This is a genomic window from Microbacterium sp. NPDC089698, from assembly GCF_044749045.1.
GTDB lineage: Bacteria > Actinomycetota > Actinomycetes > Actinomycetales > Microbacteriaceae > Microbacterium.
Window position 1 is genome coordinate 1,145,930 of sequence record NZ_JBIVHE010000001.1, and the last position, 15,287, is coordinate 1,161,216.

A 15,287-nucleotide genomic window follows, 5' to 3' on the forward strand; every position below is an offset into this window, starting at 1 on the left:
GCAATAATCCCAGCCACGATGGGGACGGCATGATCAGGGAACCGCGCAGCGCGTTCGTGGGGCGAGGACGAGAGCTCAACGCTCTGTCCGCGCTGCTGCGCGACGCGCGCCTCGTCACGCTCACCGGCGTCGGCGGCGCCGGCAAGACGCGCCTGGCGATCCGGGCGGCGAACGCCTACGCGGACGCGACGGGAGACGCCGTCTGGTTCGTCCCGCTCGACGGCCTCCAGGATCCGCGGCGGCTTCCGGAGGCGGTGGCCCGTGCGCTCCCGCTGGGCGAGCAGTCCGCGCGCGATCCCCGCGACTTCGTCGTCGACGTGCTCGGCGAGACCCCTGGCCTGCTCGTGCTGGACAACTGCGAGCACCTCGTCGACGCCGTGGCCGCGATGGTCGACGAGCTGCTCGACGCGGTGCCAGGGCTGAGGATCGCGGCCACGAGCAGGCGGCGCCTGGAGCTGGACGGGGAGCAGGTCTTCGCGGTGCCGCCGCTTCAGGTCCAGGGCCCGCCGGGCGATGTCTCGGAGGCCGTCGCGCTGCTGACCGCGCGCGCCCGCGCGGCGGACTCCTCGTTCGCGCTGCGGCCCGAGGACGCCCCGATCGCCGAGGAGATCTGCCGCGCCCTCGACGGCCTCCCTCTCGCGATCGAGCTCGCGGCGAGCCGGCTGCGCACGCTCTCCCCCGCAGAGCTCGCCGCCCGCCTGTCGGCGCGCTTCACGCTGCTTCGCGGATCCTCGCGGTCCTCGGTCGCCCGTCAGCGCACGCTCCGCGCCGTCGTCGACTGGAGCCATGACCTCTGCTCGCCGCCGCAGCGCGCGCTGTGGGCCGCGGTGAGCACGTTCTCCGGCCCCTTCGACCTCGCCGCCGCCGCGGCGGTGGCGGGCGAACCGGAGGAGGCGACGCTCGATCTGCTCGACGAGCTCGTGGCGCAGTCCCTCGTGGAGGCGGATCGCGACGCCGGCAGGTTCCGCCTGCTGGAGACGATCCGCGGCTACGGACGCGAGCGCGCCGAGGAGTCCGGCGCGAGGCCGGTGCTCGTGCGGCGCCATCTCGCGCATTACGCCCGCGTGGCTGCGGAAGCGGAACGGCACTGGTACGGACCACGGCAGGCCGAGATCGTCGCAGGGCTGCGCGCGGATCGTGCAGAGCTGCAGGCCTCGCTGCGTGCGGCGGCGGCGCTCGACACCGCCGCCGCGCTCCGGCTGTTCGCCGACCTGCGCTACCACTGGGGCGTCGGGGGCTACCTGCGGGAAGGACGCGCCTGGGCGGCCCGGCTGCTCTCGGCGCCCGAAGCACCGCCCACGCTGCGGGTGCCGGCTCTGCTCACGGCGACCTGGCTGTGCCTGCTCCAGGGCGATCTCGCGGAGGCCCGGATCCGACTCGATGAGGCGGCCGCCCTGTCCGAGGCCCTGCCCGCCGTGGTCCTGTCGCGGACCGAGATCGAGCGCCATCGCTGGAACGGCACGCTCGCCCTGTTCTCCGGGGATCCGGTGCACGCGCGCGACGAGTTCACGCGCTCGATCCGTCTCGCGGTCGAGGCCGGACGTCCCGAGGAGTCGATGTTCGCCCGGTTCCAGCTGACGACCGCGATGAGCCACCTCGGCCTGCCGGACGCCGCGCTTCCCGCCGCGTCCGCGGAGCGCCAGGCGGCCGAGATCGGAGAGCGCTGGATGCGCTCGCTCGCCCTCTGGGCGCGAGCGCTGGCCTCGTTCACCGACGGAGCGCTCGACGACGCCGAGCGCATCGCGAAGGAGGCGCTGGCCGTCGACACCGGGATCGACGATCCGGCCGGCGACTGCCTGGTGCTGGAGCTGCTCGCCTGGATCGACGCCGCGCGCTCGCGCCCCGAGCGCGCGGCCCTGCTGCTGGGCGCCGCGCGGAGCCGGTGGCGGCGGATCGGATCCGGCATCGAGGTGCACGGCCCGCAGATGACGGCCCATCACGACCGCTGCGTCGAGATCCTGCGCGCACGACTCGGGCGTCGCGCCGCCGAGCGCCTCACCGCCCGCGGGGAGCATCTCTCGCCCGTGGAGGCGGCCTCCTTCGACGAGCACGACACGGCGCGGACGCCGGCCCTGAGCCACCGCGAGCGCGAGGTGGCCGCGGGCATCCACGCCGGGCTGAGCAACCGCGGGATCGCGGCGCATCTGGTGCTCTCGGTGCGCACCATCGACACTCACGTGCAGCGCATCTTCGCGAAACTCGGGGTCTCCTCCCGCGCGCAGATCGCGGCGTGGTACGAGGCGGACTCCGCCGGTTCGAATCGGTAATCCTACGGATACCGCTGTGCAGGACGCTCCCGCAGACTGACCCGGACGACGCCGCGGCCCTGCGCGCCGCCGCTCCGCGGCCGAGCAGGCGTCCCGTCGTCGAACCGGATCTCGACGAGGAGAGGACTGACATGACGATCGCAGAAGAGGCGCCCGCCGCCGCGCACACGGCCATCGCACCAGGACGGCTGTTCATCGGAGGGTCGTGGCGCGAGGCATCCGACGGCGGCCGGACGGACATCCTCGCCCCCGCGACCGGACGGAAGCTCACGGATGTCGCACGGGCCACGACGCAGGACGTGGACGACGCGGTCGCGGCCGCCCGCGCCGCGTTCGACTCCGGGGTGTGGTCGGGCCTCTCCAGCCGCGAGCGCGCCCGCATCCTGCAGCGCGCGCACGACCTGCTGCGGGAACGCACGGAGGAGCTCGCGCAGGCGGAGAGCGCGAACGCCGGCAAGCCGATCACGTTCGCGCGGATCGTCGACGTCAACAACGCCGCGGAGCTGTACGAGTACTACGCGGCGCTGGGGCATCACCTCGACGGCGAGGTCAGGGAGATCCCCGCCCGCGCACACGCCTACGTGAAGAAGGAGCCCTTCGGCGTCGTCGCGGCGATCACGCCCTTCAACTTCCCGCTGATCCTGTCCAGCTCCAAGATCGCGCCCGCCCTGCTCGCGGGCAACACGATCGTGCACAAGCCCGCGAGCGACACCCCGCTGAGCGCGCTGATCGTGGCCGAGGTGCTGCAGCAGGCGGGCGTGCCGGACGGGGTGTTCAACGTCGTCACCGGTCCCGGCTCGACGCTCGGCGACCACCTGGTCGGGCACCCCGGGGTCGACAAGGTCGCCTTCACCGGCTCGACCGAGGTCGGCGCCCGCGCGCCGCGCTCGCCGGGAGGTCCCTCACGCCGTTCACCGCCGAACTGGGCGGGAACGCCGCGAACATCCTGTTCGCGGATGCCGATCTGGACGCCGCGATCGGGACGGTCATCTCGGCCTTCGTCTTCAACAGCGGCCAGTTCTGCATGGCGGGACCACGCCTCCTGGTGGAGCGGCCGATCTACGAGGTCGTGCTCGGGATCCTGGCCGAGGCGGTGCCGCAGGTCCCGTTCGGGGACATCTCCGATCCGGCCACGGTGATCGGCCCCCTCGCGAGCCGCGGCCAGCTGGAGAAGGTCTCCGGCATCGTCGACCGCGCACGGGCCGCGGGCGCCCGCGTGGTCACCGGCGGCGAGCCCGTCGATCTCGGTGGCGGCTTCTACTACGCGCCCACCGTGCTCGCCGACCTCGACCCGTCGGCGGAGGCCGTCGTCGAGGAGATCTTCGGCCCGGTGCTCACGGTGCAGCCCTTCGACACCGAGGACGAGGCCATCGCGCTCGCCAACGGCACGAGGTACGGGCTGGCCAGCGGCATCCAGACCTCGGATCTCGCACGAGCGCACCGCGTGGCCGCCCGCCTGCAGGCGGGCATCACCTGGGTCAACGGCTGGGCCGTCCTCGACCCCGCGATCCCCTTCGGCGGCGTCAAGGCCTCGGGGTGGGGCCGCGAAGGCGGTCCGGAGGCGATGGCCTCGTATCAGCGAGCGCACTCGATCGTGATCGGCCTCGGCACGGAGGACGCGCGGTGACCGCCGGGCGCGCCGCCGTCCTGGACACGGGGGCGTTCACGGTGTCCGACGTCGACTACGGCGACCCCGGCCGGGACGAGGTGCTCGTGCGGCTCGTCGCGAGCGGGCTGTGCCACACGGATCTCGCGGTCGTGGCCGGAGGGATCCCGTTCCCGGCCCCCGGCGTCATCGGGCACGAGGGCGCCGGCGTCGTCGAACGCGTCGGGCACGGGGTGACCGAGGTCGCACCGGGCGACAAGGTCCTCCTCAGCTTCACCTCCTGCGGCGGCTGCGCCGCCTGCGCCGCGGATCACCCGGCGTACTGCGAGACCTGGCTCCCGCGGAACCTGCTCGGAGCGCTGCGCCAGGACGACGCCGGCACGATCACCCGCGACGGACGCCGGATCGCGGGGCACTTCTTCGGCCAGTCCTCCTTCGGCACCTTTGCCATCGCCGACCGGCGCTCGCTCGTGAAGGTCGCACCCGAGGCGGATCTCACCGCGCTCGCCCCGCTGGGCTGCGGGGTGCTCACCGGCTTCGGCTCGATGTGGAACGTGCTCGACCCCGGCCCGGCCGACGTGGTGGCCGTGTACGGGGCCGGCGCGGTGGGGCTATCCGGGGTGATCGCCGCGTCTCTGCGCGCACCCGCCCGGCTGATCGCGATCGACCTCGTCGCGGCGCGGCTGGAGCTCGCCCGGGAGCTCGGTGCGACCGACGTGATCGACGCGGGGACCGAGGACGTCGCCGCGCGCCTCGCGGAGATCACGGCGGGGCACGGCGTCGACCTGAGCTTCGACACGACGGGGAACCCCGGTGTGGCCAGGGGCGCGCTCGATGCCGCCGCGATCCGCGGCACGGTGCTCGTGTGCGGCGCGCCGCCGCCGGGCACCGAGATCGCGGTGGACATCCAGGGGATCCTCACCGGCAAGGTGCTGCGCGGCGTCACGATGGGCGATGCCCGGCCTCAGCAGCTGATCCCGCAGCTCGTCGCGCTGCACGCCGAGGGCCGGCTTCCGCTGGAGCGGCTGGAGCGGGCCTACGAGCTCGAGGAGATCGCGCAGGCCGCCGAGGACATGCATCTCGGCCGCACGGTCAAGCCCGTGATCGTGTTCTGAGGCGAGAGCCGCCGGGCGGCGGCCCCGGGATCAGCGCGCCACGTCGGCGAGGACAGGACCCGCGCCGCCCGGCGCCATGTCGGGGGCGCTGTCGCTCGTCGACTGGAGGACCAGGTGCGCGCGCTCATGCCCGCTCCGCAGGCACTCCTGCACGCTCCATCCGCGCAGGAGGCCGGCGAGGTAGCCGCCCGCGAAGGCATCGCCCGCGCCCACGGGCTCGACCACCTCGGTCGGGATCGCGGGCACGAAGCTCCGGCCGAGCGCGGAGAACTCGGTGGCGCCGACGTCGCCGTCCTTGACGATCAGCCGGGCAGGTTCCGGGAGGTGCGCGCGCACGTCCTCCGCGGTCTCGCACCCCCAGAGCGTCTCCGCCTCGTCGCGTCCCACGAACACGATGTCCGCCCGGTTCGCCAGCTCGCGCAGGACAGGCGCGGCCTCGGCGATCGGCCAGAGCGCCCGACGGTGGTTGACGTCGAAGCTGAGGAGCGTGCTGCTCGCGGCGACGCGCTCGAACACCGCGGCGATCATCGCGGCGCAGTCGTCCGAGAGCGCGGGGGTGATGCCCGAGACGTGCACGATGGCCGCCTCCTCGAGCGGGATCGACTCGATCGAGGTGGGTGTCATCCTCGAGGCGGCGGATCCGGCGCGGTAGTAGCTGATGCCGCGACCCGGATCCTTGAAGAAGACTCCGGTCGGCGCGGTCTCGTCGAACGAGACCCAGCGGGTGTCGATGCCCTGCGCCGCGATCTCGCGGTGCACCCGACGCCCGAGCACATCGTCGCCGAGCGCGCTCACCCAGGCGGCCGCGCCGCCGAGCGCCGCCACGTGGCCCGCGACGTTGGATTCGGCGCCGCCGACGCGGAGCCGGATGCTCTCCGCGTCGAGAAGGGACTCCGCCCTGCTCGGCGTCACCATCGCCATGGTCTCGCCGATCGCGATGAGCGCGGGAACGTCTGCAGATGCCATTCCGGCATTCTCCCTCATGGATCCCCACTGGCGCAACAAGCGTTGCACTACACGCAACGAAGTCGGTCGCGCGACGAGACAGCCCCTGTCGGGGTCGCGCGGCGGGTCCCCCGGGCTCAGCCCAGCTGATCGGTGAGCTCGAACCAGCGCAGTTCGAGCTCCTCCACCTCGGCCTCCCTGGCGGAGATCTCCTTCATCTTCTCGCCGAGGCCCGCGTAGTCGGATTGATCGTGGTCGGCGAGGGCGTGCTTGGCGCGATCGATCTGCTCGGCGAGCTTCTGCATGCGGCGCTCGAGGGCGGTCAGCTCCTTCTCCGCGGTGCGACGATCCGCGCCGCTCAGGGCCGGCTCGGCCGCCGGTGCCGGAGCGGATCCGGTCGCCGTCCCCTTCTGGTTGCTCTGCTCCAGCGCCCGCAGGCGCAGGTACTCGTCCACCCCGCCCGGCAGGTGGCGAAGACGCCGGTCCAGGATCGCGTACTGCTGATCGGTCACCCGCTCCAGGAAGTAGCGGTCGTGGCTCACGACCAGCAGCGTGCCGGGCCAGGAGTCGAGGAGATCCTCGATCGCGGCGAGCATGTCGGTGTCCATGTCGTTCGTGGGCTCGTCGAGGATCATCACGTTGGGCTGATCCAGCAGCACGAGCAGCAGCTGCAGCCGGCGCTGCTGGCCGCCCGAGAGGTCCTTCACGGGCGTGGAGAGCTGTGCCGAGGAGAACCCGAGCCGCTCCAGCAGCTGCCCCGGCGTCAGCTCGGCGGCCTTGGATCCGGTCCCGAACGTGTAGGTCGTGCGCAGCCGGCCGATCACGATGCGGACGGGCTCGTCCCACACGTCCTGCAGTTCGTCCAGGCGCTGGGTGAGCGTGCGAACCTGCACGGTCTTGCCGTGCTTGACCCGGCCGCTCGTGGGCTCCAGGGTGCCGGCGACGAGTCCGAGCAGGGTCGACTTCCCGGCGCCGTTGACGCCGAGGATGCCGGTGCGCTCCCCCGGCGCGATCCGCCACTCCACGTCGCGCAGCACCTCGCGTTCGGGCGCGGATCCGGTCGCGGGGAAGGTCACGCCCGCGTCGATGAGGTCGACCACGTCCTTGCCGAGCCGGGAGACAGCAAGCGACTGCAGGGCGATGCGGTCGCGGATCTCCGGCACATCGGAGATGAGCTCGTTCGCCGCTTCGATGCGGAACTTCGGCTTCGATGTGCGGGCGGGCGCGCCGCGGCGCAGCCAGGCGAGCTCCTTGCGTGCGAGATTCTGCCGCTTCGCCTCGCTCGCCGCGGCCATCCGGTCGCGTTCGACGCGCTGCAGGATGTAGGCCGCGTAGCCGCCCTCGAAGGGTTCCACGATCCGGTCGTGCACCTCCCAGGTCTCGGTGCACACCTCGTCCAGGAACCAGCGGTCGTGCGTCACCACCATGAGCGCGCCCTGGCTCGCCGGCCAGCGCCTCTTCAGGTGCTCCGCGAGCCAGCCGATCGCCTCCACGTCCAGGTGGTTGGTGGGCTCGTCGAGCGCCACGATGTCCCAGTCCCCCACGAGCAGCTTCGCGAGCGAGACGCGGCGGCGCTGACCGCCGGAGAGGTCGCTGACGGAGGCGTTCCAGTCCAGATCGCTCACGAGGCCGTCGATCACGTCGCGGACCTTCGGATCCCCCGCCCACTCGTGCTCCGGGGTGTCGCCGACGATCGCCCCGCCGACCGTGAGCGCGTCGTCGAGCACGTCGGCCTGGTCGAGCACCCCGATCGTGGTGCCGCCGCGCACGGTCACGCGCCCGGCATCGGGTTCGAGCCGGCCGGCGAGCATCGCGAGCAGGCTGGACTTGCCGTCGCCGTTGCGGCCGACGATCCCGATCCGGTCCCCCTCTTCGATGCCGAGGGTGACGGAGTCGAAGACGATCCGGGTGGGGAACTCGAGATGGAGGCCTTCGGCCCCGAGGAGATGTGCCATGTCGGATCCAGGGTAGTCCGGCGCGCCCCGGGAACCTGCCGCCTCGAAGGACGCCGGCCCGGTCAGGCCAGGCGCAGGTGCACGATGTCGCCGGCGGCGATGCGGTGCTCGGATCCCTCCGCGGACACGATCAGGCAGCCGTCCGCGCCGAGGCCCGTCGCCTCGCCGATCAGATCCGCGCCGCCGGGGAGCATCACCCGCACCGTACGGCCGAGCGTGACGCAGCGCGCCGCGACGGCGTCGCGCAGACCGCTCGCGACGGCGGAGCCGTGCTCCGAGAGCCCCTCGATCCACGCGTCCAGCCGCGCCAGGTAGCCGGCGACGAGCAGATCGAGATCCGCCTCCACGCCCTCGACCGCGAACGAGGTCGCGGTCTCGACCGGGAGCTGCCCTGCCGTCATCGCGGTGTTCACACCGGAGCCGACGATCACGACGTCGGATCCGGTGGCCTCCGCGAGGATGCCGCAGATCTTGCGGTCGCCCACCAGCACGTCATTCGGCCACTTCACGCCCACGGCGCGCTCGGGCAGCTGAGCGGCGATCGCATCGGCCATCGCGAGGCCCGCCGCGAGCGGGATCCAGCCGCGCTCGGCGACGGGGACCCGCGGAACGCGCAGCAGCACCGACAGGGCCAGCGCGGATCCGGCCGGCGTCGTCCACACGCGGTCGAGACGGCCCCGGCCTGCGACCTGGTCCTCGGTGAGGATCGCGGACAGGTGCGGCCAGCCGTCCTCGTCCCCGGCATGGGCGCGCAGATCCGCGTTCGTGGATCCGGTGGAGGCGACGATCTCGAGGCGCGCGGCGGCCGCCGTGCTGTGCGGGAAGCTCATCCGGTCACCCTATCCGCGGAGCCGGCCCGCGACCGCGCCGACGGCGACCACGATCGGAGGGTCCGCACAGAGGATCCCGCTCCGGTGTTGTGCCTCTCATCCAACGGACCCTCGGGCCCCGGCGCTAATGTGGAAACTGTGACGGACACGCCTGACCTCTACACGACCGCCGGCAAGATCGCCGACCTCCGCGCCCGCTACGACGAGGCCGTCGTCGCGGCCGAGGCGAAGGCCAAGGAGAAGCAGCACGCCAAGGGCAAGATGACCGCCCGCGAGCGCATCGAGCTGCTGGTGGATCCCGGCAGCTTCGTCGAGTTCGACGAGTACGTGCGGCACCGCACGACCGCGTTCGGCATGGACAAGAACCGGCCCTACGGCGACTCCGTCGTCACCGGCGTCGGCACGATCAACGGTCGCACCATCGCGGTCTACTCGCAGGACTTCACGACCTTCGGCGGCTCGCTCGGAGAGGTCTCCGGCGACAAGATCATCAAGATCATGGAGTTCGCGCTGCGCAGCGGCGTCCCCATCATCGGCATCCTCGACTCGGGCGGCGCCCGCATCCAGGAGGGCGTGCTCGCGCTCAGCAAGTACGGCGAGATCTTCCGCGCCAACACCCGCTCCTCCGGCGTGATCCCGCAGATCTCGATCATCATGGGCCCGGCCGCGGGCGGCGCCGTGTACGGCCCCGCACTGACCGACTTCGTGATCATGGTCGACAAGACCAGCCAGATGTTCGTCACCGGCCCCGATGTCATCAAGACCGTCACCGGCGAGGACGTCGGCATGGAGGAGCTCGGCGGCGCGTACACCCACAACACGCGCTCGGGCGTCGCGCACTACCTCGCCGAGGATGAGGACGACGCGATCGACTACGCGCGGACGCTCCTGGGCTTCCTGCCGGACAACAACATGGCGGAGCTGCCGTCGTACTCCAACGACTTCGAGTTCGAGACGACCGACGCGGATCGCACCCTCAACACGCTGATCCCGGACTCCGCGAACCAGCCTTACGACATCCACACCGTGATCGAGCGCGTCGTCGACGACGGCGAGTTCCTCGAGGTGCAGCCGCTGTTCGCCCCGAACATCGTGATCGGCTTCGGACGCGTCGAGGGCCGCTCGGTCGGCATCATCGCCAACCAGCCCTCGCAGATGGCGGGCACGCTCAACATCGAGGCGGGCGAGAAGGCCAGCCGCTTCGTGCGCTTCTGCGACGCCTTCTCCATCCCGATCGTCACCCTTGTCGACGTGCCCGGCTACCTGCCCGGCACCGACCAGGAGTGGACCGGCGTGATCCGCCGCGGCGCGAAGCTCATCTACGCCTACGCCGAGGCCACGGTGCCGCTGGTCACCGTGATCCTGCGCAAGGCCTACGGCGGCGCCTACATCGTCATGGGTTCCAAGCAGCTGGGCGCCGACGTGAACCTCGCCTGGCCGACCGCCGAGATCGCCGTCATGGGCGGCCAGGGCGCGGTCAACATCCTCTACCGCGGCGAGATCAAGCGTGCGGAGGAGGCCGGCGAGGACGTCGCCGCCGTCCGCACCCGCCTCGCCAACGAGTACACCTACAACGTGACCAGCCCGTTCCTGGCCGCAGAGCGCGGCGAGATCGACGGCGTCATCGAGCCGGCCAACACGCGCGTCTCGATCGCGAAGGCGCTGCGGGCGCTGCGCGGCAAGCGCGCAGAGCTGCCCCCGAAGAAGCACGGGAACATCCCGCTGTGAGCGCGGAAGACGAAGGGGCGGTCGAGATCCAGGTGCTGCGCGGCTCGGCCACCGAAGAGGAGCTCGCGGCGCTCATCGCCGTGCTCTCCGAGGCCTTCGTGGCCGAGGAGGCCGGTGCCGTGGCGGCCGAGAAGCCGGTCTCGGCCTGGGGCCGCACCCAGCGCGCCCTCCGGGCTCCGCTGCGACGGGACATCCCCTGGGGCCGCTTCTCCGGCTGACCGCGCTGCTGCGCAGGGCGCGGGGCTTCTGGGCCCTGCGACGGGATTTTCACCTCCGTCTGAATTTGTCCCCCAAAATACCTACAGACATCCCCCTTGCAACCCGGAAGACTCTTTCTTGCAACGCTTCGCGTTCGACCGGATCTCTGCCACAGGGTAGGTAGACGATCTCCGGTCTCTGCGGGCAGTTTTCGGGTAACTGTTCCGCACCTGGCGAGGGGCGGGCGGCTTCGCCGCCCCTCGCCCTTTCTTTTGCCCGCACGACGATCCGGACAGCCTCGGGCAGGCCGATCATCGGTGGCGAAGACGCGCGCTGGCCATTCCGGGGGCGTGCGAGAGATCACTCCTCGCGCGAGCGCGGGATCTCGTGCCACAGCTCGACGGAGTCCTCGTCGGAGGACTCCCCCGCCGCGGAGCGTCCGACGACCGTGACCGCGATCCTGGCGTCCCGGGGCGAGCGGATGATCAGCCGCGCCGAGGACGAGTCCGCGAGCACGTCCGCCAGCTCCTCGCGGATCCTGCCCTTGGTCTTCTCGTCGAGACCTTCCAGCCCGCCGTCGTCGAACACCGTCACGGCGGCGCCCCTCGCACGCGCCGTCTCGATCGCCGCACGGGCGCGCTCGTTGAGCAGCTCTCCGCCGCGGATCTCGTCGCGGAGCCGCCCCTCGGACAGATGCGCCTCCTGCCGCTCCTCCGCGGACAGGTCGCCCCGGGTCGCGATCACCCTGGCGAGGATCGGACCCGCGACCGCGAGCGCGTACTGGACGCGTTCGCGGCGCTCGCGCTGACGGACGATCTGGGTCGCCTGCCAGGCCGACGCCGCCTGCTGGATGCCGGCCAGGCGATCGGTGTCCCGCACCGCGCGTCGCCAGAAGGCGACCAGGAGCTGGGCGATCACCATCCACACCGTGGATCCGACGAGCCCGAGACCGAGCGCGTCGAGGAATCCGATCCACAGGGTCGACGCGATCGTGAGCAGGAGCAGAACCAGCCATCCGGCGAGAGGTCGGCGGCGCACGATGCAGACCACCCCGATCAGGCCCACGGAGCCGATGTACCAGGTGGCGTAGGGAGCGCGCAGTGCGCTCGGATCCAGGCCCAGATTGCTCAGCTGCGGGATCGCGACCGTGGACGCGAGCGCGACGCCGGCGGCCCAGCGGGGCATCTTCACCACGCGGGCGGCGCCGACGATGGCGATCACGGCGAACGACACGAGGTAGATCACGACCGCGAGGAGCACCAGCAGGGGGCGCGGCGGCGGCGAGGCCCACCACCACAGCGCCCGCGCGGAGAAGTAGCAGGCGAAGACGAGCGCGAGCCCGGTCGCGACGATGCGGACGGTGAGCCTCATGTCCGGGACCACCCGAGCGTGACGACCGTGCCGCGACGGTCGGAGTCGATCGTCGCGGTGCCGCCGACCGCCGCCATCCTGGCGAGGATGGAGGCGCGGATCCCGAGCCGGTCCGCACCCACCTGCGACGGGTCGAACCCGCCGCCGGTGTCGCTGACCTTGACGGTGAGTCCTGTGTCGCCGTGTCCTTCCACGACCACGGCGAGACCGCGCGCGGAGGCGTGCGCGACCGCGTTGCCGATCGCCTGCCGCGCGGCGAGGGCCATCGCGCGTGCGACGCGGTCGGGGACGGCGCCGTGGCCGAACTGCTCGACCTCCATCGTGAGCCCCATCTGCGTCACGGCGCGACGCAGATCCTCGGCGAGCAGCTCGACCTCGACCGGTTCGTCGCTGCCCTCCTGAGCCGGGGCCTCGGCGTTCGCCAGGCGGGTCAGGGCCTCCCGTGCCATGTCCATCGCAAGGGCGCGCTCCCGGTCGGTCCTCGCACGCTCGGCCGCGATCAGCGCGGCGAGCACGCTGTCGTGCATGAGGGCCGCCACGGCGACGCGCTCGTGCTCGACCGCCTCGGCGGAGGCGGCCTCGGTGTAGAGCGCGACCGCGCGTCCGCGAGCGTCGTCGACGCCGTTCGCGACCGAGCGGAACATCCAGCCGAGGGCGACCAGCACGAGCCCGAGGATCAGCGTGAAGGACACGTCGAAGGCCGTGACGATCCAGAAGTCCGGTCCGAAGTCGCCCTGGACGAGCCGGACGATGCCGTAGATGAAGGGACCGACGAGCGCCCAGGCGACCTGCACGCCGAGCGGGAAGGCGACGACCGCCGCGACGCCCGCCACGTTGACGAGGAAGAAGATCCACGGCTGCTCCGTCGGCACGACATCCTTGTGGGTCGCCACGAACGGCCACAGCAGGAGGTCCACGAGGTAGGCGACGAAGAAGATCCCCGCCGTGAGGCGCACTCCTCGGCCGAGCGTGCAGCACACGAGCATCGCGAGCCATGGCACGAACACGAGCGCCATCATCACGATGTGCGGGGTGTCGACGACGCGCATGGTGACGAGCGCGTTCACCAGCGCCTGGGTGCCGAGCGCGAGCGCGCCGACCCCGACGACGATCGCGATGATGCGCTCCATCCGCCGTCCGGCGAAGCGCTCCAGCTCCTGGCCGACCTCGCCGGGCGTGGGGATCTTCTCCCACGCCTCCCTGAGGCCCTGATCCGCCGACATCCGCTCAGCCCCTCGGCTGCGGCGGCGTCACGCGCGCCGCGACCCGTGCGCTGCCGCGTCCGCTCGGTTCAGGAGACACCCTGCGGATCCTCCTGCGCCGTCTCCACGATGCCGTCCTCCATCGCGCGCCGCAGCAGGTCGACCTTGGTGGGGGCGGGGCGCCCGACCTCGACGTACTTGACCCTGATCCGGGTGATGTTCTCCTTGGCCGTCGAGTAGGCGACGCCGAGCCGCTCCGCCACGACCTTGAGCGGCAGTCCGGTCGCGTAGAGGCGGAGCACCTCGCGCTCACGGGTGGACAGCTGGGCGTCCGCGAACGCCGTGTCGCCGTCGACCGCGTTCGCCCACTCCACATTGTTCAGTGCCTCGCCCCGCGCGACCGTGCGCACCGCGGCGATCACGTCGTCCAGCGGCGAGGACTTGCTGATGACGCCCGCGGCCCCTGCCGCGAGCGCCTCGCGCACGGACACCGGGCGGTCGGCCACGCTGTGGATGACCACGCTCGACCCGTCGACGACGAGCCGGGTGACGTTCTCCGTCACGGTGGTGCCGTCGCCCAGCGTGAGATCGAGCACCACGACGTCGGCCGGGGCGCTGCCCGCGCGGCTTCGGGCGTCGAGGTACTCGGCGACGCCGGCGCCCGCGAAGACGACGTCGAAGGACGCCCGCTCGAGCGCGGCGGCGAGTCCCAGACGAACGGACTCGTGGTCGTCGATCAGGGCTACGCTGCTCACTGTCTCACCCTATCCCGCCCGGCGCGGCTCACCGCGTGAGCAGAGCCACGGTCTCCAGGTGATGGGAGTGCGGGAACAGGTCGAACGCGCGCAGCGCCCGCGGCTCGAACCCCAGGCCGCGGAACGTGGCGAGATCCCGGGCGAGCGCGACCGGGTCGCAGGCCACGTAGGCGATCGCCGCCGGATCCAGCGCGGCGACGTCCTCGACGACCGCGCGTCCGGCGCCGGAGCGGGGCGGATCCAGGATCACGGCGCCGCCGGCGGCGCCCCAGGTCGCCGCATCGTCCGTGCGCAGGAACCGATCCACCCGCGCCGTGACCGCCTGCACGCCGAGATCGCGGAGGTTCGCGGCCGCGTGCCGGGTGGCGCGAGGCGAGGATTCGACCGTGGTGATCCGTCGCGCGCCGAGCCGCGCCAGAGTCGCCGAGAACAGGCCGACCCCGCCGTACAGGTCGAGGTGCGCGGCGTCCGGATCGACCCGCCCGTCGAGCAGCTCGGCGACGGCGCCGTCGAGGAGTCCCGCGGCAGCCGGGTGGATCTGCCAGAAGCCGTCGGCGTCCAGCGTGAAGGAGCGCTCGCCGACGCGTTCGACGATGGTCTCGGGAGCGGGCCGCCGCGGGCCGCGACGTCGCCTGGCTCCGCGCGCGACGCGCGCGGCCTCGGTGCGCAGCACGCGGCGCACCTCGCCGTCGGCGGGTTCGACGAGCTCGATCCGCCCCTCGGGGAGCCCGCGCAGCTCGCGCGCCGCCGCGTCGATCGCGGGACGGGCGAGCACGTGCTCGGCGACCGGCACCACGCGATGGCTCCGCGCCGCGAAGGGGCCGATCCCTCCCTGGCCGTCCACATGCAGGGTGACCCTCGTGCGCCAGTTCTCGTCGGTTCCGGTCCCCTCGACCTCGGGGGCGTCGATCCCTCCCCCGGCGAAGCGATCCAGGGCCTCCTGCAGCACCCGACGCTTGAGCACGCGCTGGTGATCGATGTCGATGTGCCCGAGGTCCGCACCTCCCGGCCGCTGCTCCGGCGCACGCGACACGTCGGCCTCCGGCCACACATGCGGGCGCCGATGCGGGGAGGCGTCGAGCACCTCGACGGTCTCGGCCCGCCAGAACGAGCGCGCGTCGGCACCGTCGGCCCCTGCGCCTGCCGGAGGGTCGGTCAGCCTCGCGCGCACGCGCTCACCGGGGATCGCATCCGAGACGAACACCACGCGCCCCTCATGCCGGGCGATGAAGACGCCGCCGTGCGCGATGGCGGTCACGTCGAGGTCGAGAAGAGCGCCCTCGGACGCGTGGGAATCGGTCACCCCTCGATCATC

The 15,287-nt window shown here is 72.3% G+C and carries 12 protein-coding genes and 1 pseudogene; 6 read left to right on the forward strand and 7 right to left on the reverse strand.

The annotated features are described in order from the left end of the window. The first annotated feature begins 29 nt into the window (after window positions 1–29). From ACIPY5_RS05385 to ACIPY5_RS05400, 4 genes and pseudogenes are all read left to right on the forward strand, one after another. Entirely contained in the window at window positions 30–2,267 is a 2,238-nt protein-coding gene (locus ACIPY5_RS05385) for an ATP-binding protein (protein ID WP_400967564.1), read from the forward strand. A 131-nt stretch (window positions 2,268–2,398) separates the two neighbouring features. Then, window positions 2,399–3,085 (forward strand): annotated as a pseudogene (locus ACIPY5_RS05390) (aldehyde dehydrogenase family protein); the annotation flags it as partial. 128 nt (window positions 3,086–3,213) lie between these two features. Beyond that, window positions 3,214–3,894, forward strand: coding sequence for an aldehyde dehydrogenase family protein (locus tag ACIPY5_RS05395; RefSeq protein ID WP_400968486.1), 681 nt, complete (start codon window positions 3,214–3,216; stop codon window positions 3,892–3,894). Further along, entirely contained in the window at window positions 3,891–4,988 is a 1,098-nt protein-coding gene (locus ACIPY5_RS05400; RefSeq protein ID WP_400967567.1) for an NAD(P)-dependent alcohol dehydrogenase, read from the forward strand. Before ACIPY5_RS05395 ends, ACIPY5_RS05400 begins: the two co-directional genes overlap by 4 nt. A 30-nt stretch (window positions 4,989–5,018) precedes the next feature. On the opposite strand, the gene ACIPY5_RS05405 is transcribed toward ACIPY5_RS05400, so the two are convergent. From ACIPY5_RS05405 to ACIPY5_RS05415, 3 genes are all read right to left on the reverse strand, one after another. After that, window positions 5,019–5,954 (reverse strand): sugar kinase, encoded by a 936-nt coding sequence (locus tag ACIPY5_RS05405; RefSeq protein ID WP_400967570.1) that lies wholly within the window; start codon window positions 5,952–5,954, stop codon window positions 5,019–5,021. A 116-nt stretch (window positions 5,955–6,070) separates the two neighbouring features. Further along, the gene (locus ACIPY5_RS05410) at window positions 6,071–7,888 is read right to left on the reverse strand and encodes an ABC-F family ATP-binding cassette domain-containing protein (RefSeq protein WP_400967573.1); all 1,818 of its coding nucleotides are present in this window, start codon (window positions 7,886–7,888) and stop codon (window positions 6,071–6,073) included. Between the two features lie 62 nt (window positions 7,889–7,950). Next, complete coding sequence (locus tag ACIPY5_RS05415; RefSeq protein WP_400967576.1) at window positions 7,951–8,718, reverse strand: biotin--[acetyl-CoA-carboxylase] ligase; 768 nt, start codon at window positions 8,716–8,718, stop codon at window positions 7,951–7,953. 138 nt (window positions 8,719–8,856) lie between these two features. Here ACIPY5_RS05415 and ACIPY5_RS05420 point away from each other — a divergent pair, with 138 nt between their 5' ends. Both ACIPY5_RS05420 and ACIPY5_RS05425 read left to right on the forward strand, forming a co-directional pair. Beyond that, window positions 8,857–10,446: an acyl-CoA carboxylase subunit beta gene (locus tag ACIPY5_RS05420; protein WP_396652918.1), complete on the forward strand. Its 1,590-nt coding sequence runs from the start codon at window positions 8,857–8,859 to the stop codon at window positions 10,444–10,446. Continuing rightward, on the forward strand, window positions 10,443–10,664 hold the full coding sequence (locus ACIPY5_RS05425) for an acyl-CoA carboxylase subunit epsilon (RefSeq protein ID WP_400967579.1): 222 nt from the start codon (window positions 10,443–10,445) through the stop codon (window positions 10,662–10,664). Before ACIPY5_RS05420 ends, ACIPY5_RS05425 begins: the two co-directional genes overlap by 4 nt. A gap of 340 nt (window positions 10,665–11,004) precedes the next feature. Here the strand turns inward: ACIPY5_RS05425 and ACIPY5_RS05430 are convergent, their stop codons facing one another. The 4 genes from ACIPY5_RS05430 to ACIPY5_RS05445 all read right to left on the reverse strand — a co-directional run bounded on the left by ACIPY5_RS05430 (window position 11,005) and on the right by ACIPY5_RS05445 (window position 15,275). Further along, window positions 11,005–12,015: a hypothetical protein gene (locus tag ACIPY5_RS05430; protein WP_309357016.1), complete on the reverse strand. Its 1,011-nt coding sequence runs from the start codon at window positions 12,013–12,015 to the stop codon at window positions 11,005–11,007. Further along, entirely contained in the window at window positions 12,012–13,238 is a 1,227-nt protein-coding gene (locus ACIPY5_RS05435) for a sensor histidine kinase (protein ID WP_400967583.1), read from the reverse strand. The genes ACIPY5_RS05430 and ACIPY5_RS05435 overlap by 4 nt, the downstream gene beginning before the upstream one ends. Window positions 13,239–13,306: 68 nt before the next feature. Next, window positions 13,307–13,972, reverse strand: coding sequence for a response regulator transcription factor (locus ACIPY5_RS05440; protein ID WP_309338659.1), 666 nt, complete (start codon window positions 13,970–13,972; stop codon window positions 13,307–13,309). Between the two features lie 28 nt (window positions 13,973–14,000). Next, window positions 14,001–15,275 (reverse strand): class I SAM-dependent RNA methyltransferase, encoded by a 1,275-nt coding sequence (locus ACIPY5_RS05445; protein WP_400967587.1) that lies wholly within the window; start codon window positions 15,273–15,275, stop codon window positions 14,001–14,003. Between the last annotated feature and the right edge of the window lie 12 nt (window positions 15,276–15,287).

What these genes read in the sequence shown, in the direction of transcription:
- ACIPY5_RS05385 (WP_400967564.1), top strand. Translation starts at nt 30, where the DNA reads ATGATCAGGGAACCGCGCAGCGCGTTCGTGGGGCGAGGACGAGAGCTC.
- ACIPY5_RS05405 (WP_400967570.1), bottom strand. Translation starts at nt 5,954, where the DNA reads ATGGCATCTGCAGACGTTCCCGCGCTCATCGCGATCGGCGAGACCATG.
- ACIPY5_RS05410 (WP_400967573.1), bottom strand. Translation starts at nt 7,888, where the DNA reads ATGGCACATCTCCTCGGGGCCGAAGGCCTCCATCTCGAGTTCCCCACC.
- ACIPY5_RS05415 (WP_400967576.1), bottom strand. Translation starts at nt 8,718, where the DNA reads ATGAGCTTCCCGCACAGCACGGCGGCCGCCGCGCGCCTCGAGATCGTC.
- ACIPY5_RS05430 (WP_309357016.1), bottom strand. Translation starts at nt 12,015, where the DNA reads ATGAGGCTCACCGTCCGCATCGTCGCGACCGGGCTCGCGCTCGTCTTC.
- ACIPY5_RS05435 (WP_400967583.1), bottom strand. Translation starts at nt 13,238, where the DNA reads ATGTCGGCGGATCAGGGCCTCAGGGAGGCGTGGGAGAAGATCCCCACG.